Source organism: Providencia sp. wls1922 (assembly GCF_009706505.1).
GTDB lineage: Bacteria > Pseudomonadota > Gammaproteobacteria > Enterobacterales > Enterobacteriaceae > Providencia > Providencia lanzhouensis.
Genome location: NZ_WLUG01000080.1, coordinates 61265 through 86782 on the forward strand (window position 1 = coordinate 61265; position 25518 = coordinate 86782).

Here is a 25518-nt window from a genome sequence, read left to right on the forward strand (position 1 = left end):
GATGGAACTTTTTGTTTTTGTAGATGTTTCCGGCAGTATGAATGAAATGGGCAAAATCCATCTTCAGCGGAATCTTTGCCGATATGCGGCTCAGTTAAGGCTCATAGATAAGGAAAAATATTCGGGCTTAGACATCCGTTTTTATCAATGGGCGCAGAGTGTTGCCGTGGCCGTTTTGCAAAGCGACGGGGATATCCCTGACTTAAACGCTGAAGGCTCATCGAACCTATGTGTTATCTCCGAATTTCTGTCCCAGTATCAGAGTGATACCGGGAGATTAATGGTTCTCATTCTTTCTGACGGCAATTTCCCCAATTCAGACATCGTAAGTTTTCAGAAACAACTGGGCACATTTAGCAACCTGATCATCCGGACAGTTGCCGTCGGCGCAGATGCTGACCTGTTGAAGTTGAAGAAAATTTCCACAAATAACACTGTTTACCTTTCGGAGAACATAGCTTCAGCGATTGACAGCACAATCTTTGGTTCTGATGAGCCGTTGACCGCGCCAGTATCCACAGCCGGGATTCTGGAATCCGCACCGGCTGAAACAGAAGAACAAGAGGAGGATTGGGATGCTTGATCAACTCTGGAATAGCTGGGGGGGCTCAGTAATCGGCCCCCTACATGTTAAAGCCGGGATTCCCAATCAGGATTCTTGGATGGCACGCCGGTATAAATGGGGAAATGTCGTTGTTGTATCGGACGGACTGGGCAGCAAGGCACATTCAGATCACGGTTCAAAAGCCGCCTGTCTGGCTGTATTTGAGGCAGCCAAGAGCTACCAGAATACCCCTGATGCCAATATCGTTGATATTTTAAGGCTGATTCATGCCAACTGGCTCGTGAAAATAGCTCCGTACTCTTCAACAGATTGTTCGGCCACATGCCTTTTCGCCATCCAGATTGAAGGCATTATCACTCTTGGCCGCCTTGGTGACGGAATGATTGCCGCCCTTGGAGAAACTGGCGAAAACCACCTTATTCTCAGTGATAACAAACAGGATTCCTTCTCAAACTACACAAACAGTCTTCAGCAGGAGTTTAAGCCAGATCATTGGGAAACCGCTACGATTGAAAGCGCGGTATGCAATGCAGTTGTGCTATGTACGGATGGCATATCCGATGACCTGTTACCTGAAAAGCAGATGACTTTTGCACAGGAACTCTACTCCACTTATGCAGACCTGGAGTCGGAGGAAAGAAAGAGGGATCTTAAACGTTGGCTCAATGAATGGCCGGTTCCGGGACACTCCGATGACAAGACGATTGCTTGTCTGTTTAAGAAAGGAGGTTCCCAATGAGTCAAAGATTCAACGAGTATGTGGATGAATATCAGAATGTACACATTCAGGACAAGGTGCTCGGGCAAGGAGGCCAAGGGGTTGTTTTCCGTACCAAGGACCCTGATCTGGCGATCAAGCTTGTTACAGATGAAAGCGGAACTCCGATCACCGATGAGGAGTCGGTGGAACGGTATTCAAAGCGCTTTAAGCGCGTCCGGCTCCTACCTCTGCCAGAAAACCTGAATATATCCGTACCGGCAGCTCTTCTTCAAAACAATGCCGGTTATGTGATGCAGCTTTTGAGTGAAATGGTTCCGTTCAGTCATTTCTGGCTCGATGGCAAGTCCGCAGAAAAAATTGGTCCCGACGATATCCCAACATGGCTTTCGGCAATGCCGGAGAACGAAGCTAAAAAGATTGTTCATTATTATAGAACCGGTGGGCTCAGACGCAGGCTTCATGCGCTCTACAAATGCGCATCATTGCTGGCACGCCTTCACGGCAATGGTATGGTTTATGGTGACATTTCTCCCAACAATATCTTTATTTCAGAAGGGCTTGATGATTCAGCAGTCTGGCTGATTGATGCCGACAATATTCGATTTGAAATCACCGCAGGCGGAAGTGTTGTTTATACACCAAAGTACGGAGCTCCCGAGCTGGTGCAGGGCAAAGACGGTGGAAGACCTTCAAGCGATTGTCATGCGTTCGCGGTCGTGGCTTTCTACCTTCTTTCGTTGATTCACCCTTTTGTCGGAAAAAAGGTGGATGGAACGGATGAAGGCGACTGGGCTGATGAGGAAAATGATGGCGAGGATGTTGAAGATAAAGCCTATGCAGGGCTGTTCCCTTGGGTTGACGAACAAGATGATGATTCAAACTCTTCCGACAGCGGTCTGCCCAGATCCCTTCTCCTTACAGAAAAACTGATCTCTTTATTTGAGGGCACATTCGGCCCAGGTAGGACATCCCCATTGCTGCGGCCGACCATCTATCACTGGCCTGAGGCTCTCGCTCAGGCAGCGGATATGACTGTCACGTGCCCAGGCTGCTCGATGAACTATTACTATGATTTCATTCACCCGGAAACAGAGGCTCACAATTGCCCTTACTGTAAAAAGCAGAGGCCGCAGGTGCTCATTCTTGAGTCTTATCGATGGTGTGGACCGGACAAACCCATAAACTCACCATGCTGGCGGTATGTACGTGAGATCCCTCAGGGTACCGAACTCACGATACCAAGACGAATTTTTGATGAGTTTGCAATGCTTGATTCGGATACAGCAGAGGTGCTCATCTCTTCGAGCAATAATGGCATTTTGATTAAGAAGTCAGACCATGGCAAAGCCGATTTGTCCGTTGCTGCTGACAGTCCGCAAAGTGGTTTTCAGAAGCTGTATTCACAGATGAAAATTGACCGGGTAACGCCGGATGCTCAGTTCTGGATGTTCGCACATTTGAATAGTCCTCGGCTGGTTAAATGCATGATCAGCGGAGGTGGCAAATGAGACTGAAAGACATAAATGCTGAAATTAATTTTGAATTATGGTTGATACCTGAGCTGTCCGGAGAGACTCCAAACATTGGTATTGGATATATCGCACCCAACAATACCGGGCAGGCATACAGATTGAGAATCGATGGCCAGCAGTGGAGCGTGCAGCTTCGTGATCCTTCGGCCGGAAAGGATCTGAATTTTCATCTTAAAAGAGGTTGTGCGCATCTTGCCGAGGTAATGCAGGTTGCCAAGGACGGCAGTGCGCTTGTTAAAATCATCTTTTTCAATGGTGAAATCGTTGAAATTGGCGACGTGGAGATCGGCATTGATGAGCGCATAGAATCAACGGCTAAAAGAAATGGCATTCGCTTCAATGGAGCTGAAGAGCTGGGGAGCGTATTAAACGATAAATGCAAAATCAGCGTTGGCGGCGAAGATTTCTTTCTGCTCATGAGCGGCCCATCCGCTAAGGCTGATTTTGAAGCGGATATTCCTGAGGATGAAGACTCGCCCAACTCCAAAGCCGTTGTGCAGGAGAAGTACCGGGAATTCTCTATCTATGGAGAGAGAGTTCGTATCCCAGTTGAAAGGCGCAATGTCGATAAGTCAAAGGACATCTATTTTGCGACTAAAGCGGTCTTTAAGGACAACCAGAAGAGTGAAGGAGCATTGCGTCTGGCAAGGGGTACGGTCCTGTTTTCAGACTACACCAAGACAGGTCGCATTCGGGCTTTAGCCGCTGGAGCGATGAGTCAACTTACCAAGGAGACTGGGAGTTACTTGCAACAGTGGGACGAGTACGGCGCAATTGAAGGTGAAATGCTGCTGGCCCGGGCCAAAGCAGTTGGCAGAATAGGCTATCATGGCACTGAACAGACAACAAAAGGTGTTAAGTTCTTTGTGTCGTCTATTCCGGATCAACTTACCGAAGGCGATGAGATAGAGATCACCTCCGAAGAGCCTTTATACCTCAAGAATCCGGATCTTACATGGGAATCCTACAGCAAGGCTCTGGAAGAAGAATTCGCAACCAAAATGGATCAGAAAAAGAACGATGCTGAAATGCCAGCTTCTGTTTATGCCCCGATCCTTAAAATTTCAAAAACCAGCATTGAATTGGATCTGCCGTCAATTCCGTCTGGTCAAATGTTTTTGATTCTGTCCATCAATGGCGACAAGATTCAGATTGAAAGACGAATGCGGGCACGTTCAGCCATTCTGGAAGGACGCTGTGCAAACCCGCTTCTCGGCCTGCTGATTGAAGAAGGTGGAACGCTACCAGACATACAGCGAGTCACCAAACTAAAGCCTTTGACGTCCTTTGTGAAAGAGAAGATTTTTAAGCATCCTCCCACAGACAGGCAGGTGGAGGCCATCGATGTCGCCTTGAACACCCCAGACATCGCTCTTATTCAGGGACCACCAGGCACTGGAAAAACAACTGTAGTTACAGCAATTCTTGAAAGGCTTAACGAGGAATATGACAAAACCAAGTCGATAAGAGGTCAGATACTTGTCTCCGGTTTTCAGCATGATGCCGTTGAGAATATCGTTGCAAGGTTGAGTGTTAATGCACTTCCGGCAGTTAAGTTCGGCAGAAGAACCGGTGATTCGGAATTTACGGAAGATGCCGTCACTGAAAAAATTAACAAATGGTGCTCCAATGTCGCCGAGAATATTCGTATCAAGAATCCTCAAATTGCTCAGACGGAAGATCAGGTAAGACTGGCTGAACTGTTTGTCGCATATTCATTGTGTCCCTCGAAGAACAATACAGTCAGTTTAATGAAACGTATTCTGGATTTGCCCAGAGACGTGATTTCTGAGGATATCACCAGTGAGGCAGAAGAAATCATCAATTCCCTGCAAACCGAACTGAAGTCGAATGATCCTTCCACCTTGCGGCTCGTTAGAGCTCTGCGTGTCAGTGAAGCAGCCTTTGTTGACGACGGTGCCGCAAGAGCTGTCGATTTGCTGGATAAGATCGAAGACGAACTGGCTAATCCAGATTTAAGCGTTCTTGAAAAAGCGGCCCGTTGGCGCTGTGGTAAGCCTTTGAGTTTTCTCCCAGAGCTTAGAGAACTGAAAGAATCACTACTTTATAAATATCTGCCTTTGCCTGATTTCAGGACTGAAAAACCAAGAGAAGATGTTTTGAGATTGGTGGCAACGGTATCTCAGCTTCTGGAGAAAAAACTCAATTCAACCAATAAACGTGATGCAATACTGGCTGAGTTTTTACATGAGCTTGAAGACAATCCTGATGGCGTTCGTGAGGCCATAGAGGATTATAACTTTGTGTATGCTGCAACCACTCAACAGGCGGTCGGGAAAGATATCATCCGCTCAAAGAATAAAAACGTCCGATATGATCAGCGAACAGAAATGGTCAGGTACGATACGGTGATCATCGATGAGGCGGCGAGAACCAGCCCGCGAGACCTGCTTATTCCGATGTCTCTGGCTGAAAAAAGAATAATCCTTGTCGGGGACCACAGGCAGCTGCCTCATTTGATTGATGAGGAGGTCGCGAGAGCCTTGGAAGGTGGCGATTCATCCGGTCTGTCGGTTGATGTCGATTTTGTCAAAAAAAGTATGTTTGAGTATCTGTTCAACCGCCTGAAGAAACTGGAGGAGAAAGATGACATCAAACGAACAGTGACGCTGGATGCTCAGTACCGAACACATCCGATTTTGGGGGATTTTGCAAGCCGCAACTTTTATAACCAATACAATGAAGGTTATCGATCTCCTTTAGCTGCTAAGTATTTTTCCCAGAAGTTAAAAGGCATCGAAGATAAAGCAGCAGTATGGTTTGATGTACCTAATAGTAGAGGGCCAGAAGGTTACAACAAAGATGGTGGGAAGAGATGGCGAAGTATAGAGGCTGAAGTTATCGCTGAAAAAACTAATACTTGGATCAAATCGAGAGAATCCAGTGCAGAATTTATGCAGGAACTGACTGGTGATTCAAAACATGCAGGCCTTAGTTTTGGAATTATTAGTTTTTATAAACCTCAAGTATTTGAAGTCTACAGAGAGTTAGAAAAATATGGTATCACGGAGCGGGCACAGGATGGTACATGGCAGATATGTCAGGAATACCGCTTTCTTGAAAATGGCGAAGAGCGGCTCCGCATCGGTACTGTTGATGCCTTTCAGGGCATGGAGTTCGATATTGTGTTTCTTTCCATGGTGAGGTCTCAGGACATGAACGCCTTGCCGCCTAATATACGCAACGAGCTGGATTACAAAAAGAAGCAACAAAAACTATTCGGCCATCTCATGTCGGAAAACCGCTTATGTGTGAGCATGAGTCGTCAGAAGAGGGTCTTAGCCATTGTGGGAGACGGCGTCCTTACAAACACCCAGATTGCTGTGGATGCAGTTCCGGCGCTGAAAAACTTCTATGATTTGTGCCACGAAAAGGGGGTGATCCTATGAGTGCGCCCTCTACAAAAAAATCAGCAAAAGACCATCGTCCTAAAGTAATCAGTTTTCGCACAGCATTGGATGGATTGAACATCGCCGCCAGGCAAAGTGTTCTTTGGCCATGTCACGCTTTCAACATCTCTATTCCGCAAAAGAAAAAGAGTGGCCTCAATGTTTTTGAAGAAACTGTCTTGAAAATAACCGAGATAGAATCCGGCGACACAGAAAAGATTGCGCTGCTCACTTGTCTGGAAAAGGAACTGGTGGCCTTCATTCAGAATCGCCTCAACCAGCTCGGCCTTTTAAATGACCGCTATGAGTTGTCTGAGCATGGGCAGGAGCTTCTGAATGAGTGGCAGAATAAATCAGACGGAAATCTGGAATACACCGTGGCCACAGTGTTTGTAGATCTACTGTCCGGGAAGCTTCTTCCCTATGTCAGCACGGAGCAGCTGAGCTATAAAAAAATATCAAGGATTGGTGACAACGGATTTATTGATTTTCTAATCAATCCAACCAATGAGAAGTCGAGGGTCAGTGCAAGACAGATACGCCCTGCAAAAGACTCTTTCTGGAAAGCAGTTCCTGACTCCAACGATATTATCAGAGCCATAAGGGAGTTTAAGAAGAAATATAAACGGCATGCCCTGTTGAACCAAGGTGTCGATCAGTACCCGCCTCCGGTGCCAATGGCTGAAGCCATATCCTTACATGAGAATCCAGAACTGGTTTACTTGCATTGCAATGTCCTTATCCAGATAGGCAATTCTGACCTTTTGGTGACGGATGGATGCGGCTTTGGCTTCTCTGAAAGCTTTGCCAATTACCTTACTTCTCAGGACTGGAAGTGGGTCATAGATTTGAAGAATAAAGGGGTTATCGACAGACTGAATTCCAATCAAAGCAATGAAGAGGCTGAGGATGAGTCTTCAGCGGCGGACGGGTTGAAGAACTATCCACGGATAGCACGCCCACTTCGACGCGCACAAGAGTATCTTTCAGACGCTGAAAAGATCGAGGTTGATTCATCCAATGATGAGCAGGAATTCGCCCGTTTGACCGGCTTGGCGGTAGTCGCCTTGTATGAAGCCATAGAATGGGCGCTGCGATTTGTTGTATCTGACAACCCTGTGACTCACTGGGAACGCTTGTTCTCGTCACAGTCCTACCGGGAAAATGACAAGATACTGCGCTCGTTTGCTACCAAGATTGGGTTTGATGTTTCGGACAGTGTGAAGGCCCTTCTTCAAGTGAAACCCGGCAAAATCAGAGCCGTTGACCGTGGTGTTTCCGAGATGCAGCCACTACTGGCTCTGGCAATAGCCGGGGCGATAAATGATCCCAACCATCCGCTGAATCATCTGGCCATTGAAGACTCTGGATGTCTCTCCTTTATAAATGCGCTGAAAGAAGTCAGGGACCCGGTATCCCATGGAAGCTCAACCGATGTTGAACTTTCACCGGAAACCCTTGAGGGCTATCGCGATAGAACCACTCGGCTCATCCAGTCGCTAATACCGGATATAACCGAAGATGCCTATACAGCCAAAACAAAGCAGGAAAGAGATATTGATCAGGTCAGATTGAAGGCCAGGATCGAACTGGACAAGTCATTGGGGCTTGGATTTGTTCAAGCTGTTTCCCCGTCGTTACGGGAAGAGTTGGTCAAAGTAACGATCTTAAGCCAGAGGACGACTCTGGATAACGAGCAGCTTCAGCGCTACATAAATTTGTTGGCGTCCATTATGCAATTGTCGTTGCTGGAAGTAGCGAAGGACCGGAGAAAAATAGTCAAAAATCGAAATAAACTGAGGGATGAGGCGATTGAAAAAATCGTTCAATCTGGTTTGGTTCCAGCGTCTGATGCAATACCAGTGCAGATTAGTACTGTAAATGCAGATCGACTATATCGTGCTACTCAAGGCTCAAGCACAACTCTTGGGGCTCAACTTCTTGCACTCTGTTTGCTCGCATCAGAAGGTGAATTGCTAGTTCTAAAAAGGTGTTTTCCGAACTGCTTTGAGCTTATCGCCAAGTTGATAAAACTTCGTGGTCACGGGAATCATCATCAACATGACTTTACAAGGGAAAACTTGGAGTCATTAAAAATAAATGTATTCAAACTAGTCAAAATAATTATGGAAGTATTTTAATGGACTCTAATAGAAATAATAACACTCAGATAAGCGCAGATAATGGAAAAGGAGCTCAGAGTGATAGAACTATATACGCTAAAGAGGAAGTCCTCCTGAAAAAACAGCAGGAACTGAAAGAATTAGAATATTCTCTTGGTCAAAAAGAGACCTCTATCGTTCAAAAGGAACATGAGCTAAAAGCCGCTAAAGACGCGATAGCTAAAAAAGAAGCGGAGCTGAATGACAAACGTGTTCAGCTTGAAGAGATGGAGCTTCAGGCCAAAAACGGTTTTCCGCAACTCTTTGAGGAAAAGTTCGCAGCATTCCAAAAACAATTGGAGCAGCGGGAAGCTCAATGCGTAAGTGAGCTGGAGTCTCTTGAATCCGAAAAGGAAAAATTGCGGCAGAGAGAGGTGGCGATACAAAAGGCTGAAATCCAAAGGGACAATGGGTATGCAGATGCCCGGGCAAAGCTTGATGACGAGCTCTTCAATCTTCGGAAAGAACATGAAAAGGAGCAGGAGTCAAAACGGGCAAACGCTCTGACTGCCATTGAAAAAGAACTTTCGGAGGAGAGGACATCCAGAATAGCAAGCTTGGAGAAAGAGATAGCTGATAGACTGAAAGTTCATGAGGCTGCGATTCAACAGGAAAAAGATGAGCTCGAACAAAAAAGAAAGGCTTTCCTGAAGGATCAGGCTGCGCTTGATGAACTCAAGGATGAGCTTGAGTATCAAAAGCAGCGCCTTCAATCCAGCAAAGACCGCCTTGAGGAACGAGAAGCTCATTTAAACGTTGAGGTGGATGCCAAGGTTGTTGAACGGAAGCAATCTTTCGAGAATGAGAAGTCTGCGCTTAATGATGAAATTGCACGTTTGAGAGAATCTATCAAAACGAGCAGTGCTCTAATTTCAAACTTTGAAGAATTGAAGCATAAGCTCGGTGATGAAGACCCAGCCGCTGTTTTACTGAAACTGAAAACCTATGAAGAGGAAATTAAAAAGCTGCGCGATGACCTTGCCACACGCCCAACACAGGAGATGCGGGAAGCTTTTGATCGCTTGAAGTCCGAACAGAGCGAACTGCAGCTGGCCTGTGAGCGACTCTCTGAAGAAAATGAGGCTCTCAGAAGTTCAGCACGCGCACAGTCGGATCTTGAAATGCAGGTAGCGGAACTGACCGATAAAAACAAATCTCTGCTGAGACGGTTTGAATCAGTGGATGCCGACAATAATCGATTGATGGAAGAGCTGAAACGTTTACAGTCTTCTTACGAGCGTGAACAGGACCGAGAAGCAAGGGTTCGGGACATTGAAACTCCATACATTCATAAGAGTCTGCCTCGTGCGCAGGAGCAAATTAGTGAAATTCAATGGCTTGATAGGATTAGGACATCTTGCACAAATTATGGTTTGAGATTTCCACGACGAATACTTTATGCGTTTCATACAGCTTTAAAAACTGCTGAGTGGTCACCCATGACCGTTCTATCTGGGGTTAGTGGTACAGGTAAATCTGAACTACCCAGACTTTACTCCCATTTTGGCGGTATCAATTTTCTGAGCCTGTCTGTACAGCCAAATTGGGACAGTCAGGAATCGATGCTTGGCTTCTTCAATTCCATCGATAACAAATTTGATGCTCAGCCAGTTCTGCGTTTATTGGCACAAAGTCAAAAGGCACAGGTTGATGACTATCCAGGCTTAGAGGATGTAATGAGTCTCATATTAATGGATGAGATGAACCTCGCTCACGTTGAGCTCTATTTTGCTGAATTTCTAAGTAAGCTTGAGCTGCGACGCGGTCGCAAAGGCAACGAGGTGCCGTGTCTTGAAGTGAAGCTTGGCGCAGGTATTCAACAATATGATCTGCCTCTTGGAAGAAATGTGCTCTGGGCAGGAACTATGAATCAGGACGAAACAACTAAATCTCTTTCTGATAAGGTTCTCGATAGAGGAATAGTAATCAATTTCCCCCGGCCGGCCACTCTCGAAAGACGCCGTCAGCTGAAACCGTTGGGCGAACAGGCTCCTCTGCTGTCCCGCAAACTGTGGGAGGGTTGGTGGTGCAAAGAAAGCAAATTCAATGACGATCAGATTTTACCATTCAAGGGATTCATTGAAGAAATGAATACCTCGTTGTCCAAGGTTGGTAGAGCTCTGGGGCACAGGGTGTGGCAGTCTATCGAGTATTACATGGCTAATTATCCAGATGTGTTGGAAGCCCAGAGAAACAACGATGACGCAAGCTTGGGCAAAGCAATGAAAGTTGCCTTTGAAGACCAGCTTGTTCAAAAGGTTATGCCAAAACTTCGAGGAATTGAAACCCGAGGGAAATCAAAATTAGACTGCCTAGATAAAATACGAACTCAACTAGTCAATGACGATTATAACATCGTAGAGGACTTCGATCTTGCTTGTGAGTTTGGCTACGGGCAGTTTATCTGGAATAGTGCTAATTATCTAAAAGATGATGCATTTTTGAATGAGAGTAATAATAACGATTCCAGAAAGTCCATAGTTGCCTCACCTGAACAATCAAATTTTCATAGTAGTTCAAAAGTGGGGGATAGTCTTATCCCTAGTGAGCTCAAAAGATTTGCAAGTGATAATCAAAAGAAGCTATGGCAGCTAACCACAAACGAAATAATGAGAGCTATGTCATGTGACGTAAAAGAAGCGAAATCACTCAAGGATTTGTGTAATAAGACAAAGGAGTCATAGATAATGGAAAGAACCATTGAATTTGACTCGATTGAATCTCTTTATAGGGGGCTAAACGATAAAGATGAGGTAAAGACCCAAGCCAATTGGATACTAATAGTTCGCAAGTGGCTGACGGAAGTCTCGGGCTTCGATCCTGTTTCAGGGCATGCCCTGCATACTGGCATTGTCGATTTTTTGAGTACCGTGGAGAGATCGGTGCAGGATGAGTCACCAGAGGGCGAGATAAAGGACCGTATCTATCGAATTGTGTCGCATTCAAAGGAATCAGTTCTGGCAATCATGGAGCATACTCGGGATAAGATATTACGGGAACATGCCATGCTGCCAATACATGCGGCAAGAGAGGTTGACAGCAAAAGTGTTCAATGGCTCAGCCGTCAGCCGGGAAGAACACTCCGCGAGAAACTTTCCGGTAAACCTTATATGAAGGCTGTCAGGCGGAGGTCCAGTGTTGATACGGCAGAAAACCGACTATTAAAAGCTTTTCTACTCCGGCTGGAGCAGATTCTGATTGAAAGACAGTATGCTTTGTCTGCAGCGGCAGAAGAGACCTGTGAAGAACTGCTTGTTTCCCTCCAGCGCTGGCTTAGAACAGAAGATGCTGCTGAAATTGGCAATTGGGGCAATCTTCCGCCCAACAACACACTTCTTCAGGATAAGCGTTATCGAAAAGTCTGGGATGGTTGGCTCTGGCTCCAAACCATCGACGAGCAGATCACTGGGGACAGCAAAAGAGTCCATAGCGATATCCTCAGTGTTATTTATTGGAATACCCTTTCCTTACTCAACCATAGTGGTCGTTTTCGAACCGTTCAGCAGCCGGTCGGTCTCGACTATGATAATTTTTCTATCTCCCCAGAATTGCCGGTCAGGGGATATTTATTTCCTGTTGCTGACTCAAAGATCAAAGGAAAAATCAAAACAATAAACTATGAGAAGAAGTTTGGCTTTGTAACACAAGAAAGCGGTGTTGATTTATTTTTTCATCAAAACAATCTTTCAAGCAAGCTCAAGCTCGATTCATTATCTACTGGAGATGAAGTTTCTTTTGTTATCGGCATCAACCGACAGGGCGAATGTGCTGACGACATAACCCTTCCAGCAGGAATCATTCCTATCGATTTCAATTTGATGGGTGATAAATGGAAGGTACAAGTCGGTGAGGATAAGTATTTATTAAAGATCGTTTCCGAGAGTCTGGTTATAGAGCAAGCTCAGGGCGCAAAAAAGAAATTAAAAATAGAGCCAACAACTCTCAAAGAGATACCGAAGATGATACTGTCATTAGTCGCGGATGCCCCGTTTGAATACTCTGTACCGACAAATAATCAAAGTGGTCCAATACGGATGGATAGCTCTGTTGTTGACCTGTGTTCTATCCGTCCGACCTTCACGAATAATACAGGTTCTCAGGCGCACCTGCCGTTCAGGTTGCTTCAGCAGCACTGGCCTACAAATATTAATGGAGGGGTGGTAATAGACTGCGGTTGCGCAAAATCAATCGCCCTGCATTCCGATATTGAAACGGTCAGCATGAGGAGCCTCTTTTCACATAGCTCAACACTGCCCGATGCCACCAAAAGCAGTGCATCGATGTTTTTTACTAAAAAGTTGAGTGACTATATCAAGGCAGACAAGCTGACCTATCTTGTCCCTGATTGGGGCAATGACTTCGATCTGGAGGGAATAAGAAAAAGCGTCAATTTTTATTTTGATGAATCGACACCGCTTCCCAAAAGCATAGCTGCTATCTTTGCATGGCAATCATCGAAGAAATTTGTACAGGACAGAGTCCGAGAGAATGATTTTGTGCTGGTGGTTGATTTATTTGACGGCGGCATTTCAATAACCCCAGTTCAGGCAATATACCAAAAAGAGCTGGACGAAATATTGCCTGAGACACAAGGAATGAGCTGGGAGCGACATCCTACGGTTACTATTCCAAACAGTGGCATTCATACTGCCATGGCCCGCAATCTTGACCGTAATGGCTGCCAGACATCTGAAGAACTCCTCCATTTGTTCGGCTTCGATGGTTTAGCCAGTGATTCAGGAGAAGTGTCCTTTGTGAAAGATGACCACTGGTATCACTTACCAGGTTCTATTCGGGAGGCTCTGACTCAGGATTTAGATCTCAACATATTATCAAACCACTCTATCAGTGACTGCCTGAACTCTACAAACAGGGATTGTCGTGGAGTTGGTGTCTTTATCCTGCCTCTTGAGGATACAATCAGGAAACCTGATGTGCGAATGGATTACAAGTGGCTGGGGTCTGCATGGTCACCAATTAAAGGCTGCCAGACTTTAAACAGATGGCAGGAGGAAGTTGATGACATTGCCCTTTGGCGTGATCATCTTCCAGAGCTGTCGATCAGAATTGTACGTGATGGGCACTTTGAAAATTTCTATTTGGTAAAAGATGCGACAGTAACACCGCAACGTGGCAGAACTGTGAATATACCAGTAGAAGAGTCATTTACTCTTCCAGCCGGACAAACGCATTACAGTTTTCCTCTGCAGCAGGGAGAAGGCAATAAAGAGCTGCAGTTTGTTGCATACCTGAAATCGCCAGCATTCCCTTTGAAGAAGGCCACGGCCTGCAAGCTGAAGATGACCTACACCTATGGAGCGGATGATCCATACGAATTGAAATTCATTCCGTTGGATTCAGCGGAAGCAGGTTTTAAATCTATACGGGTTGAATGGCGCTCAGCATCAGAGGGTGAGGCAGCCGATCTTGAGAACTTGCCGGTTCCAGATTTTCCAGCCCGTAAAAGCTGGTCCGATTTTCAGCAATTCCCGAAAGAAGATGGCAAAAGCTTCTCTGACCTTCTGGACTGGTGTTGCTCCAAAATTGCAGGCTTGAATGATCTGATCTCGTTCGATTATGAACAGGAATTTAAATCTATCCTGAATAAAAGAAAAGTCGGCTATTTGGAATGGGGAACCACTGACCGTACCGGGAAATACTATTGCCGAGTCAATGTTGATGGAGAGAGTGTGTTTTGCCACAGTTCTCAATTTATTGAGGCTGTTGATGAAAATTCCCTATATGAAGGATGCCCAGTTTATCTGGATGTTTTTACTAATGAAAAAGGTCCTTCCGGGTCAAATATATCATTTTCAGAGAGCTTACCCTCACTGCTCCAGGAGAAGGCACAGGATACCATCAATCGGAAGCTTTCCAGAACCATGGAGTATGCTGAAAAAGGAATCTTCAGCCTCCGATTTCCAGCATTAACCATCTGGAATCATGGCCACTCCCTTTCAGAGTCAGATGTGCCTGACCATTTTAGAAACGCGATATTCGAAGGTACTCAAAAAATCATATCAATAATTGAGTCAGAAAATATGCCGGACACCCTTAAAGAGGAGCTTTTCTTCTTTCTGTGTTGTCTACATAAGGATGCCCCCGGGATTGTTGGTTCCCGGCTCCTTGATGCTGTGAAGGATAAAAAGCTTTTGCGGAGGTACTACAAGAATATTGCTTTCGCCATCGGTAATGCCGAACTGCCATACCAACAAAAGCTGTTGGAGAATGTCATCGACCCCATTGATAATGAGGGCCTGACCAGATCCATTACCATGGAGGTTTTGTCGATAGCTTTTTGGCGTTCCAAAACACTGATCAACAAATTGACTAAAGAGGATCTCGTAGCTTTATCTGGAGGCTTATATGGCTGCCTTGAGTTCGACATCCATAAGGTTGTTAATGATGGGAAAGGATATCAGATCGCGACTCTCTGTAAGCACTTGGAACTTCTTCTTGCACTCCTGAGAAGCCGACGGATTGAAGACGAAGAGTTCAAAATGATTTTCGCCCCAGATAATGACCTGACTAAAAAATATGTGGCATTGGTAGATGATGTTTCCAAAATAGTTATCGAAAGTGACATCGAGCTTAAGTCCCGAATCAGCCTTCAAATTGAAAAGCCTGAAATGTTCCGCAACACTCCCGATCTGTTATACGCATTGCGGATGTATCTAACGGGAGACGCTGGTGCAAGCTCGATAGGAATTACATCTGTTTCGGATGACTAGATTGTCAAGTTAACTAAGTTCTATTTCTTATTACCTATCTTGTTATCGTCTTCTTAGTGAACCTTCACACTATCGTGTCGGAGGTTCACTATGTTCAAAAACCTATTTTTTCAAACCAAAGTACTACCAGAGCTTTCATCGCAACTGGATGCGGAAATTCCACGCTATCCGCCATTCCTGAAGGGGTTGCCAGCAGCGTCACCCGAGGATTTGCAGTCCACACAAGACGAGCTAATAGCCAAACTGCGCCAGGTACTTGGCTTTAACCAGCGTGAGTTTCAAAGGCTGATTCAGCCCTGCATTGATCATCTGGCTGCTTATGTTCATTTGTTGCCAGCTTCTGAGCATCATCATCACAGTGGTGCTGGTGGTTTATTACGTCACTCGTTGGAAGTTGCTTTCTGGGCGGCACAAGCTGCTGAGGGGATCATCTTTGTTGCCAGTGGCACACCGGTTGAGAAAAAAGAGCTAGAGCCAAGGTGGCGTGTTGCAGCGGCTCTTGGCGGTTTGTTCCATGATATTGGTAAGCCCGTTTCAGACTTGTCCATCACGGATGAAGATGGACGCTATCAATGGAACCCTTTTTTAGAAACCTTATCCCAGTGGACCAGTAACAACAGCATTGAACGCTATTTCATTCGCTGGCGCGACGGACGGTGCAAGCGGCACGAGCAATTTTCAATTTTGGTATTAAACCGGGTGATGACACCTGAGTTGCTCGCCTGGTTAACCCAGCCGGGACCTGAAATTTTGCAAGCCATGTTGGAAGCAATTGGCAATACTGATCCCGAACATGTCCTGTCTAAACTGGTCATTGAAGCTGACCAAACCAGTGTCCAGCGAGACCTGAAAGCTCAACGAATTTCCGTTGACGACAATGCCCTTGGTGTCCCAGTCGAACGCTATCTACTTGATGCCATGAGGCGATTACTTGCCAGTTCGCAATGGCTGGTCAACCAGCGAGACGCCAGAGTTTGGATACGAAAATCGAATCAATCAACCCATCTTTACCTGGTTTGGAAAAGCGCGGCTAAGGACATCATTGAGCTATTGGCAAAAGACAAGATACCAGGCATACCAAGAGATCCCGATACCCTTGCGGACATCCTCATTGAGCGAGCATTGGCCACTAAATCCGCCTCAAATGAGCGATATGAAAGCCTTGCCCCTGAAGTTCTGATCAAAGACGACAAGCCAATCTGGTTACCCATGCTGCATATATCTGAGGCCGATTTATTGTTCAGCTCGAATGTACCAAGTAGCGTGAGACTGTTTAGCAAATCTGAGTGGGAATCAACACAGCAAACACAAGTAGAGCCACAGAGTCGCTCCAGTGAGCAGCCAGGCTTGTCTGAAGAGTCATCATCAATCGAACATAGAAAATCGGATGAGTCACCATCGACAAACTCGTCCGAGCAAGATGATGAACTTAGTCATGCCAGTGATGTTAATCACCTACAGGCAAATGAAAATGTTCCGGGTGATGGATGTGAAAAGCCTAACAATTCATATGATGGCGCTATCTCAAATAACGTAAACCAGCACGATGCAGAGGCATTGAATCTCCCTGAATCTTTGGCGTGGCTCCCAGAGGCCGGTAGTGCGTTGGTTGTGGTTGGTGAGCAAGTCCTGATCCGTTATCCCGATGCCGTAAGGCCTTGGTGTGCTCCTCGAAAACTGCTTGCTGAACTCAGTCGATTAGACTGGCTTGAACTAGATCCTGCAAACCCGACACGTAAGGCCAGAACTGTGACTACGAATGATGGCGTTCAGGAGCAAGGGTTACTGCTGAAGGTATCGATTTCTAAAGGGCTTACTGCACTGATAGATCTATCCAATCAAGACGCAGAATCAGTGTCAGTAATTGAGAACGATGAGGCTTCACAGCGGCCGAGTCGAACTGAGACAACCAATGGCCAAGCAAAGGAGCCCGCCGTAAGAACGGAGCGTAAGCAAAAGCCGATAGCGCCCAATACGAACTCATGTACAGACCCCAAACACGCACAGCGCCAACAGATGGTTAATTTTGTGAAAGATTTGCCCATCTTACTGACCGATGGCGATTACCCAGACGTGGATCATAGTGCCGATGGTATTCGCGTCACGATTAAAACCTTACGCCAAGTCGCAAATGAGCATGGTATTCCAGCCGGACAGCTGCTTCGGGGGATCTCGGCCAGTGACGAATGCCAGTTTTATGAGGGGGAAACGGTTCTGTTTACCGCTCACGCTAAACGTTAATCCATTTGAAATTAAGCGATTGCAAACGGTTATTTTGCGGAGAATGAATGAAAGAAAACGCATACGAGATGCCCTGGCGCACGAACTATGAAGCCATGGCAGCAGCAGGTTGGCTGGTTGGTGCAACTGGGGCAATTGCCGCAGAAATGCTGACTGAGCTACCACCTGAGCCATTTTGGTGGATGACAGGGATTTCCTCGGGCATGGCGTTGTATCGCCTGCCTGAGGCTTACCGTCTTTATAAGTTGCAGAAGGGACTGAAAGGAAAACCATTGGCTTTTATGGAGCTGTCGCATTTGCAAAAGGTGATGGCAAAACATCCTGATGAATTGTGGTTAGGTTATGGCTTTGAGTGGGACCAACGCCATGCCCAACGCGCTTATGAAATCCTAAAGCGGGATAAGCAAACCTTGCTTAACCAAGGTCACGGCAAACAAATGGGTTCGACCTGGATTCATGGTGTCGAGCCCAAAGAAGAAGATGTGTACCAGCCAGTTGGTCACACAGAGGGGCATACCTTAATTGTCGGAACGACCGGTGCCGGAAAAACCCGATGTTTTGATGCGATGATCACTCAGGCCATTTTGCGCAATGAAGCCGTGATTATTATTGACCCCAAGGGAGACAAGGAACTTAAGGATAATGCGCAGCGAGCCTGTATTGCCGCCGGTAGTCCTGAGCGCTTTGTGTATTTTCATCCGGGTTTTCCAGAGCATTCAGTACGTCTTAATCCTCTTAGAAACTTTAACCGGGGCACTGAAATTGCCAGCCGAATTGCGGCATTAATACCATCTGAAACCGGTGCTGATCCATTTAAAGCCTTTGGCCAAATGGCGCTGAATAACATCGTGCAAGGTTTGTTGCTTACGTCACAACGTCCTGATCTGAAAACACTGAGGCGATTCTTGGAAGGTGGCCCAGAAGGCTTGGTAGTAAAAGCCGTCACAGCCTGGGGGGAGCAGGTGTATCCGAACTTTAGTGTGGAGATCAAGCGCTTTACCGAAAAGGCCAATACCTTGGCTAAACAAGCCATGGCGATGCTGCTTTTTTACTACGAACGCATTCAGCCCATTGCCGCCAATACCGATTTGGAAGGCCTTTTGAGCATGTTTGAGCATGACAGAACCCACTATTCCAAGATGGTGGCCTCACTGATGCCGGTACTCAATATGCTCACATCAAGTGAACTAGGCCCATTGCTATCACCGATTGCAAACGATGTGGATGACAGCCGGTTAATTACGGATTCTGGCCGTATTATCAACAATGCCCAAGTGGCGTATATCGGGTTGGATTCATTGACCGACGCCATGGTTGGCAGCGCCATTGGTTCGTTGCTTTTATCCGATCTCACCGCCGTGGCCGGTGACCGCTATAACTATGGTGTTGAAAATCGTCCCGTAAATATCTTCATCGATGAGGCGGCTGAAGTCGTCAACGATCCCTTCATTCAACTGCTCAACAAAGGCCGTGGCGCAAAAATGCGTTGTGTAATTGCTACTCAGACCTTTGCTGACTTTGCAGCTCGTACAGGCAGTGAAGCTAAGGCTCGCCAGGTGTTAGGTAACATCAACAACTTGATAGCCCTTCGGGTGATGGACGCCGAAACGCAGCAATACATTACCGACAATCTGCCTAAAACTCGGTTGCAGTACATCATGCAAACTCAAGGTATGTCGTCCAACTCGGACAGCCCCGCGTTGTTTACCGGCAATCATGGCGAGCGCTTGATGGAAGAAGAAGGCGATATGTTTCCACCGCAGTTATTAGGCCAGCTCCCCAACCTGGAGTACATCGCCAAGCTTTCAGGTGGCCGCGTGATCAAAGGCCGCATTCCAATTTTAACCAGCTCTACACAGGCAGCATAAGGAGTCTGTATGCATCATTCTGTCTGTCTGAAAATGACAACACTTACCAGTAAAGAAATGCTCGCTCAGTGGCAGCAACATAACCCCCAGTTCAAGGAAACCTTAAGACTGCTTGAAACCGACTGGCCTCATGCTTTGGCCTCGGTGTATTGCTTGGCGGACTACTTAACGGATGCGTTCACGTTAGATGGCCATTCCACCTTTGATTTGTGTCTCTGCAATGGCTTGGGCAGTTATGAAGAAGTCAGTTGTGATGATGACAGTGTACGCCTTTGGCATTTCATTGAGGCACTGACCTGGACTGCCGCCAGTGCTTTAACGGGGATTCGCCTGCGTGATCCTGACCATTTCGAGTGGGCTGCCGTAGATGGTGTGTATTTCCACACATGGATTCGTAATCGTCCAAATCGAATGGCGTATTTGGCTGAAGGACGCATCGATGTGCGTTATGTCAGTGGCCATACGACGACAAAACGGCTTCAACAAGTGATTAAAGCCCGGATTATGACGCCAACCGTTGCAGCCATGCTGGCGCGAGTAGAAGAGGATATTTGGCATGAGCAAGCATAAGTCGGTTTGGCTGCTGTGTCTGGCACTGATGCTGGAGATTATTGCCATTGGCGTGTTAGTGCCCGGTGATTGGACTGGCCGGGTCATTAGTAAAGAGAAGCAGATGATCCAAAATCAATTGGGCGCACAAACGAGCTATTGGATTGGTCAAACTAGCCATGGCTGGTATCAATCATGGGTTGTGGATACGCAGATGGAGCAATCTGTGCGTGATTTTCTAATCCCCACTGAAGAGCAGCGACTGCGCTCTAAAGGGATGGAGAACATGGGAGGCTTTTGGTTTGTCTGGGTAGAAGACCGTATTCAGGCATTTTTTGATGTGTTGTACCAAGTGTTCACTCGATTTGCGTTGCTGATGGTCTGGTTGCCCTTTGCGCTTATTCTCATGTTACCGGCGTTGTGGGATGGCTTGATGACCTGGAAGATTAAGAAGACAACCTTTGATTTTTCGAGCCCTATCATTCACCGCTATAGCATGATAATTCTGGGTTCAGGTGTCATCTTACTGTTTATGGGATTGTTCGCCCCGCTGGCTATTCCTCCTGTGGTGTTACCGTCGCTGATCATTGGTTTGGCATTGATGGCGGGGTTGGCGTTAAGTCACTTGCAGAAGAAGATATGAGGCCCATCAGGCCTCATCTTGTAGAGCTAAAACCTTACGCCTACGGTATTGCCATTCTCGTCTTCCGCTGGCAAATGATAAGTATCAATAAGGTGGCCTTGAAGCCAAATATATTGAGGCATCCAAAAAGAGTACTGTCGTATAAGAGCCAATACTTCTTTTAACGGTTTGTTTGCATGAGGCTCGGCAAGACGAAAGTACATGAATGAGCAATAATCTCGAAAGTACTCCTGAAGCTCTGAATCCGATAGCGTTTCTTTTAGCGGCCTGTTTTGTTCGTCGTCCTCATCAGGGGAATTGGCATAAATTTCAAATAGCTGCTGTTCAGTAAGCATCTCCAAGAAGTGGTCTTCAATTAAAACCCCATCACTGGTATCGACATCCATACCATCTTTGACATCAAAAGCCATGACACATCCAGAAGATAATGCCACTTCTGATGGTTTCTGTACGTCATTAGCTTGTATAACCTGATGCCAATGATTAAAACCAACAGAGATTGCAATTTCATCGAGTGCTTGAGTGTGTGGAATAGATTTTTCACGTTTAAGCTTTCGTGCTTTTTGCTTTAAACGTTCAACCGTGGCAGAGGAAATGATTTTAGTAATTTGCATTGAGTTTCTCCTATTAGCGAATACGGTGCCCACTGCCGAGGTCGCAGAAAAACCTAAGCAAAAAATAAATTTGATATGCATGTCGTCCCGTCCGGGTTTGCTAAAGTGGGCAGCTGGTCTCGACACGACCAATATCCTCATCATATCAACCGCATCAAAAAGATCAATTGTTAGTATTGTCTGAGTAGAACCCTCAAAACCTTCAAAAATTCGGCATCTAGCTGACCACCGAACCTGCCAATCCCAAGGCATTCTTCACTTCTCAATTCAAACAACGAGGAGTGACTATGGAACCTGTGAGTATTCCGTCCTATATCGATGATCCGCCGCACTTCCTGCTTTGGAGTGCCGATGAGATGGCTCCCATTCTGTTGGGGCTAGTGATCGGCATTTTTACCGGTAATGCCTTGGTTTTATGCCTGTTGGGGTTGGTAACAACCAAGCTCTATCGGCGTTTTCGTGATGGCCGCCCAGATGGTTTTATTCTTCACGCCATCTACTGGGCCGGACTGTTGCCAACCAAAGCAAAGACGATCCCTAACCCATTTATCAGGAGCTATCTGCCGTGAAGTTCGACGTGTTTTTAAAATCATGGCAAGGCACGCAATTAGAGAACCGATGGCAGCGGTTCCTGATTGCAGTGCTGGTGCTATCTAATTTGCTGCTTGCGGTAGCGGCATTTTCTCGCAATACCGTGGTGGCCATTCAACCACCAACCTTGTCTGAAACGGCTGAAGTGTCACGAAACCAGGCCACTCAGCCTTACCTGGAATCTTGGGGACTCTACCTGGCTGAGCTTATGGGCAACGTGACGCCGGGCAATGTGTCCTTTATCCGGGTTGCTATCGAGCCGCTACTTTCACCTGCGGTGTACCAGCAAGTGGTCGATGCACTGGAGATTCAGGCAAGACAGATCCGTGAAGACCGAGTCACGCTCAAATTCCAACCCAGACAAGTGGACTATGAGTATGAAACCGGCCATGTCTTTGTGACCGGTTATTCCTTGGTCTCTGGACCATCTGGAGATGAACAGCGCCAAACTCGCACCTATGAGTTTGACATCGATATTGAGCAATACCGTCCAAAACTCAATTGGATGGATACGTATGAGGGGCAAGCTAGAACGAAGCGAGTTCGTGAAAAGTTGACCCAAGAGCAAAACCGGAGGGTGAATGATGCGAACCAAAATTAGTCGATGGATAACACCAAGCTTAATCGCAATGAGCTTGAGTGGAGTCCTTTTATCTCAAGCGTCGTATGCAGACGTGGAATTGCCGATTGTGCCAGCCAGTGTGATGAAGCAGTCTGCTACTGCAAATCCACCGACTCAAACCAATACGGCTTCAACGGATGTGCCAACAACGCTGCTGATGACACCGGGGATTAATGAACTGATCCCTGTAGCACTTGGCCATCTGAACCGGATTGTGACGCCGTTTGAATCGCCTCAGGTAAGAACAACCAGTGATGCTCAGACGCAAATCAAGGGGAATGTTGTATATGTGGCCACGGACAAAGAATCACCGGTTTCACTTTACATCACTCCGCCTGGTCAGGAAGCGCCCGCATTATCAGTCACCTTAGTACCTCGTCGTATTCCACCGCGTGAAATCACCTTAGCTATTGATGGTCAGCAGTGGCCTATTAAGGGCGTCGTGAACCGAAAAGCCGCCACTTGGGAAACGGCTCAGCCATACGTCGATAACCTACGTGACTTACTCAGACGCCTTGCACTAAATGAGTTACCACAAGGCTATGACATCCGTTTAGCTGGCCAAACTGACACAAGCCCAAAATGTTTTCAGCCGGGCTTAAAGTTTGGTTTTAAGCAGGGGCAAATTGTGACGGGACATTACTTCACCGTCTATGTAGGACTGGTTGAAAGCTTTGCCGATGAGCCGATAGAAGCCAGTGAAATAGCCTGTCATGCACCAGATATAGTGGCAAGCGCCTACTGGCCTCGCAATATCTTGTTGCCGGGTGAAAAGACTGAGTTGTATGTGGTTGTTCGCAATCATCGTGAAGAACCAGTGGAAAGTCAGCGACCTTCGCTTCTTGTGGGAGGTAAGTAACGATGAAAGCACAATGGGAACAAATGAGCCCGAACATGAAGCGGGGTCTATCGGTTGCTGGTATTGCTGGTGGTCTCATCCTTATGGTGATGGTGTTTTCACCTAATCCTGACGATGGCTCAAGCAGTCGGAACCGGCAGGAAACGATCCGGCACATTCTTACGGATACCAATACTCGTGATGTTGGGGTCGATAGTTTGGCTGCAAACGTAAAACTACTCAGTGAGCGCAATGAACAGTTACGTCGTGAAGTTGAGCGCTTGCGTCGTGACGTCGATTCAGGACGGCTAAGCCCAGGTTCGCCTTCTATACCAAGTGAGGTCAATGCGGAGCTGGCCCGCCTTCGAGCAGAACTTGATGATGTTCGCGCTGGAGGTGATGCAGCAGTTGAAGGCACAAATAACCGTTTTAAAGTGCCTTTATCTGCCATGGAATTGCCAAATGAAGAAAGGCCACTGCCGTCTAACCCAGACGACTATTTTGCCAATGCGCCGCTGCCTGATCCGCTCTATCAGCAGCCAGTCAATGGTCAAGGTACACGAGCACGAGATGTTCCATTGCCGCCAATCACGATTCGTATGATTGAGCCTGAAGTGGTTGCTGAACCAGACGTTGTTGTGCAAGAAGCGCCGCCTTTGTATCTACCGGCGGGCAGCATCATCTCAGGTACTTTGATCACGGGTTTGGATGCACCTACTCACGAGTCCGCAAGACGCGAACCTTTTCCTGCATTGCTGAGGATTCAAAAGGAAGCCATTTTACCCAACCGATTTAGAGCGGATATCAAAGAGTGTTTCTTGATCGCCGCAGGTTATGGTGATTTGAGCTCTGAGCGTGCTTATTTGCGAGGCGAGACCATTTCATGTGTGAGAGAAGATGGTGGCGTCATTGAAACACGACTGGATTCTTATGCCGTGGGTGAAGACGGCAAAGCCGGTATTCGTGGCCGATTGGTGTCGAAACAAGGTCAGCTGGTGGCCAAATCGATGATGGCCGGATTCCTTCAGGGCTTGGCAGGCGCATTTGATGTGAATCCTGTACCGACGATTCAGACAGGTAATGCCGGTGATACTCAGCTGTACCAGCAAGTCATGAGCCAAGAAGCATTACAAGGCGCTGCGATTAAAGGCACTGGTAAAGCATTGGATCGAGTGGCCAAGTTCTATTTGGACATGGCTGAAAATATGTTCCCAGTCATAGAGGTAGACGCTGCAAGGAAAATTGAAGTCATAGTCACTCGTGGAGCTTCGTTGTCATTGGCCGCTTCGCAAGGGGTAGGTGCAAGAAGATGAAAAAATCCTGCATGTTGCTAACCGATCGAAGTCCGTTTCAGACAATAAGATGTGTATCCAGAGGAGAGTTAACCATGACGACATCAATGCAGAACAACCCAAAGCACCAGTCAAAACAGTGGTCTAAAGCTGGATTACTTTTATTGGCAGTCGGCTCAACCTTATTGTCTGGCTGTAGTTCATTGGGTCTTGGGAGTAGTGAATATGGATGCCCAGGTATGCCTGACGGTGTGCGCTGTTTATCCGCTCGTGAAGTCTATGAGCTTACCAGTAATGGCGCTGCACCCAAGACGATTGATGCTGTGGCGACTCGAATTGGTTCTCCCTCTGGGTATTCACAATCTGATTTAGAGACAGGACTGCTGAGCCATCCAGCATTACCCGAAACGCAGCAATCTGCACCTATTCGCATTCCTTCAAGGGTAATGCGGATTTGGATTGCGCCTTGGGAGAATGATCGTGGGGATCTGAATTTATCCAGCTACGTGTTTACCGAAATTGAACCGCGCCGGTGGGATATTGGGGTGTCAGCACCTCGAACGGTTTCGCCAGTGCTACGTCCACTTCAGACTCAAAGCGATTCAGCCTCAGCGGGAGTTGATGGTAAGCGCGATAACTTGAGTATCTACGGAGAAACTAACGAATGACAAATGCAGTTCGCACCATTCAAACTCAGCGCCTAATGACCATTGGTGCGCTTGGTTTAATGGCGTTAATGATTTCGGAGCCCTCATTTGCGGGCACTGGTGGTGATGCTTTCACTGATGTGTGGGATACCCTAAAAGACTGGACCCAAGGTACTTTGGGACGGATCGTAGCGGGAGCCATGGTTCTGGTGGGTATTGTGGGCGGTATCGCTCGCCAAAGCTTGATGGCTTTTGCCTTGGGCATTGGTGGCGGTATGGGTCTCTACAATACGCCAACCGTCGTTGAAAGTGTTATGTCTGCAACTTTACCTGTCGTTGCCAGCACTCAAAAAGTCATTGGCACAGCAGTTCCAGCGATCAGCGCCGTTTTACTGGGCACCTGAATGTGAGCCACAGTAGGCACTTCACTTAAGGTAATCAAACTAGGTCTACACAACATCGGGTTATTGGTGATGTTCTGTAGACCTTTTC

18 protein-coding genes are annotated in these 25518 nt (G+C 46.8%); 17 read left to right on the top strand and 1 reads right to left on the bottom strand.

Going from position 1 to position 25518, the window contains the following annotated elements:
• Position 1: 1 nt before the first annotated feature.
• The 11 genes from GKR71_RS08110 (at position 2) to GKR71_RS08160 (ending at position 20422) form a co-directional block, all read left to right on the top strand.
• The gene (locus tag GKR71_RS08110; protein WP_108479644.1) at positions 2-583 is read left to right on the top strand and encodes a hypothetical protein; all 582 of its coding nucleotides are present in this window, start codon (positions 2-4) and stop codon (positions 581-583) included.
• On the top strand, positions 576-1304 hold the full coding sequence (locus GKR71_RS08115) for a PP2C family serine/threonine-protein phosphatase (protein ID WP_001963868.1): 729 nt from the start codon (positions 576-578) through the stop codon (positions 1302-1304). Before GKR71_RS08110 ends, GKR71_RS08115 begins: the two co-directional genes overlap by 8 nt.
• On the top strand, positions 1301-2794 hold the full coding sequence (locus GKR71_RS08120; RefSeq protein ID WP_108479645.1) for a protein kinase domain-containing protein: 1494 nt from the start codon (positions 1301-1303) through the stop codon (positions 2792-2794). The genes GKR71_RS08115 and GKR71_RS08120 overlap by 4 nt, the downstream gene beginning before the upstream one ends.
• Entirely contained in the window at positions 2791-6228 is a 3438-nt protein-coding gene (locus GKR71_RS08125) for a DEAD/DEAH box helicase (protein WP_108479646.1), read from the top strand. Before GKR71_RS08120 ends, GKR71_RS08125 begins: the two co-directional genes overlap by 4 nt.
• Positions 6225-8369 carry a hypothetical protein gene (locus tag GKR71_RS08130; protein WP_108479647.1) on the top strand — a complete coding sequence of 715 codons (2145 nt, stop codon included), beginning with the start codon at positions 6225-6227 and terminating at the stop codon, positions 8367-8369. The genes GKR71_RS08125 and GKR71_RS08130 overlap by 4 nt, the downstream gene beginning before the upstream one ends.
• The gene (locus GKR71_RS08135; protein ID WP_108479648.1) at positions 8369-11074 is read left to right on the top strand and encodes a chromosome partitioning protein ParA; all 2706 of its coding nucleotides are present in this window, start codon (positions 8369-8371) and stop codon (positions 11072-11074) included. The genes GKR71_RS08130 and GKR71_RS08135 overlap by 1 nt, the downstream gene beginning before the upstream one ends.
• Positions 11075-11077: 3 nt before the next feature.
• A complete protein-coding gene (locus tag GKR71_RS08140; protein WP_108479649.1) occupies positions 11078-15121 on the top strand; it encodes a DUF2357 domain-containing protein in 4044 nt (1347 codons plus the stop codon).
• Positions 15122-15211: 90 nt separating this feature from the next.
• A complete protein-coding gene (gene mobH / locus GKR71_RS08145) occupies positions 15212-17362 on the top strand; it encodes a MobH family relaxase (RefSeq protein WP_154634118.1) in 2151 nt (716 codons plus the stop codon).
• A gap of 47 nt (positions 17363-17409) precedes the next feature.
• Positions 17410-19230 carry a conjugative transfer system coupling protein TraD gene (gene traD, locus GKR71_RS08150; protein WP_000661885.1) on the top strand — a complete coding sequence of 607 codons (1821 nt, stop codon included), beginning with the start codon at positions 17410-17412 and terminating at the stop codon, positions 19228-19230.
• A 9-nt stretch (positions 19231-19239) separates the two neighbouring features.
• Positions 19240-19800: a conjugative transfer protein gene (locus tag GKR71_RS08155; RefSeq protein ID WP_154634119.1), complete on the top strand. Its 561-nt coding sequence runs from the start codon at positions 19240-19242 to the stop codon at positions 19798-19800.
• Positions 19787-20422, top strand: coding sequence for a DUF4400 domain-containing protein (locus GKR71_RS08160; protein ID WP_000033753.1), 636 nt, complete (start codon positions 19787-19789; stop codon positions 20420-20422). The genes GKR71_RS08155 and GKR71_RS08160 overlap by 14 nt, the downstream gene beginning before the upstream one ends.
• 26 nt (positions 20423-20448) lie before the next feature.
• On the opposite strand, the gene GKR71_RS08165 is transcribed toward GKR71_RS08160, so the two are convergent.
• Positions 20449-21036: a plasmid-related protein gene (locus tag GKR71_RS08165; protein ID WP_154634120.1), complete on the bottom strand. Its 588-nt coding sequence runs from the start codon at positions 21034-21036 to the stop codon at positions 20449-20451.
• A gap of 287 nt (positions 21037-21323) precedes the next feature.
• On the opposite strand from GKR71_RS08165, the gene traL reads away from it, so the two are divergent.
• The 6 genes from traL (at position 21324) to traA (ending at position 25430) form a co-directional block, all read left to right on the top strand.
• Positions 21324-21605 carry a type IV conjugative transfer system protein TraL gene (gene traL / locus GKR71_RS08175; RefSeq protein ID WP_000433891.1) on the top strand — a complete coding sequence of 94 codons (282 nt, stop codon included), beginning with the start codon at positions 21324-21326 and terminating at the stop codon, positions 21603-21605.
• An 8-nt stretch (positions 21606-21613) separates the two neighbouring features.
• A complete protein-coding gene (locus GKR71_RS08180; protein ID WP_442959412.1) occupies positions 21614-22228 on the top strand; it encodes a TraE/TraK family type IV conjugative transfer system protein in 615 nt (204 codons plus the stop codon).
• Entirely contained in the window at positions 22209-23108 is a 900-nt protein-coding gene (locus GKR71_RS08185) for a hypothetical protein (protein WP_442959408.1), read from the top strand. The genes GKR71_RS08180 and GKR71_RS08185 overlap by 20 nt, the downstream gene beginning before the upstream one ends.
• 23 nt (positions 23109-23131) lie before the next feature.
• The gene (locus GKR71_RS08190; protein ID WP_442959409.1) at positions 23132-24400 is read left to right on the top strand and encodes a TraB/VirB10 family protein; all 1269 of its coding nucleotides are present in this window, start codon (positions 23132-23134) and stop codon (positions 24398-24400) included.
• 74 nt (positions 24401-24474) lie between these two features.
• A complete protein-coding gene (locus GKR71_RS08195; RefSeq protein ID WP_154634122.1) occupies positions 24475-25047 on the top strand; it encodes a TraV family lipoprotein in 573 nt (190 codons plus the stop codon).
• On the top strand, positions 25044-25430 hold the full coding sequence (traA, locus tag GKR71_RS08200; RefSeq protein WP_154634123.1) for a TraA family conjugative transfer protein: 387 nt from the start codon (positions 25044-25046) through the stop codon (positions 25428-25430). The genes GKR71_RS08195 and traA overlap by 4 nt, the downstream gene beginning before the upstream one ends.
• Positions 25431-25518: the final 88 nt, after the last annotated feature.

What these genes read in the sequence shown, in the direction of transcription:
- GKR71_RS08110 (WP_108479644.1), top strand. Translation starts at nt 2, where the DNA reads ATGGAACTTTTTGTTTTTGTAGATGTTTCCGGCAGTATGAATGAAATG.
- GKR71_RS08115 (WP_001963868.1), top strand. Translation starts at nt 576, where the DNA reads ATGCTTGATCAACTCTGGAATAGCTGGGGGGGCTCAGTAATCGGCCCC.
- GKR71_RS08120 (WP_108479645.1), top strand. Translation starts at nt 1,301, where the DNA reads ATGAGTCAAAGATTCAACGAGTATGTGGATGAATATCAGAATGTACAC.
- GKR71_RS08125 (WP_108479646.1), top strand. Translation starts at nt 2,791, where the DNA reads ATGAGACTGAAAGACATAAATGCTGAAATTAATTTTGAATTATGGTTG.
- GKR71_RS08130 (WP_108479647.1), top strand. Translation starts at nt 6,225, where the DNA reads ATGAGTGCGCCCTCTACAAAAAAATCAGCAAAAGACCATCGTCCTAAA.
- GKR71_RS08135 (WP_108479648.1), top strand. Translation starts at nt 8,369, where the DNA reads ATGGACTCTAATAGAAATAATAACACTCAGATAAGCGCAGATAATGGA.
- GKR71_RS08140 (WP_108479649.1), top strand. Translation starts at nt 11,078, where the DNA reads ATGGAAAGAACCATTGAATTTGACTCGATTGAATCTCTTTATAGGGGG.
- mobH (WP_154634118.1), top strand. Translation starts at nt 15,212, where the DNA reads ATGTTCAAAAACCTATTTTTTCAAACCAAAGTACTACCAGAGCTTTCA.
- traD (WP_000661885.1), top strand. Translation starts at nt 17,410, where the DNA reads ATGAAAGAAAACGCATACGAGATGCCCTGGCGCACGAACTATGAAGCC.
- GKR71_RS08155 (WP_154634119.1), top strand. Translation starts at nt 19,240, where the DNA reads ATGCATCATTCTGTCTGTCTGAAAATGACAACACTTACCAGTAAAGAA.
- GKR71_RS08160 (WP_000033753.1), top strand. Translation starts at nt 19,787, where the DNA reads ATGAGCAAGCATAAGTCGGTTTGGCTGCTGTGTCTGGCACTGATGCTG.
- GKR71_RS08165 (WP_154634120.1), bottom strand. Translation starts at nt 21,036, where the DNA reads ATGCAAATTACTAAAATCATTTCCTCTGCCACGGTTGAACGTTTAAAG.
- traL (WP_000433891.1), top strand. Translation starts at nt 21,324, where the DNA reads ATGGAACCTGTGAGTATTCCGTCCTATATCGATGATCCGCCGCACTTC.
- GKR71_RS08185 (WP_442959408.1), top strand. Translation starts at nt 22,209, where the DNA reads ATGATGCGAACCAAAATTAGTCGATGGATAACACCAAGCTTAATCGCA.
- GKR71_RS08190 (WP_442959409.1), top strand. Translation starts at nt 23,132, where the DNA reads ATGAGCCCGAACATGAAGCGGGGTCTATCGGTTGCTGGTATTGCTGGT.
- GKR71_RS08195 (WP_154634122.1), top strand. Translation starts at nt 24,475, where the DNA reads ATGACGACATCAATGCAGAACAACCCAAAGCACCAGTCAAAACAGTGG.
- traA (WP_154634123.1), top strand. Translation starts at nt 25,044, where the DNA reads ATGACAAATGCAGTTCGCACCATTCAAACTCAGCGCCTAATGACCATT.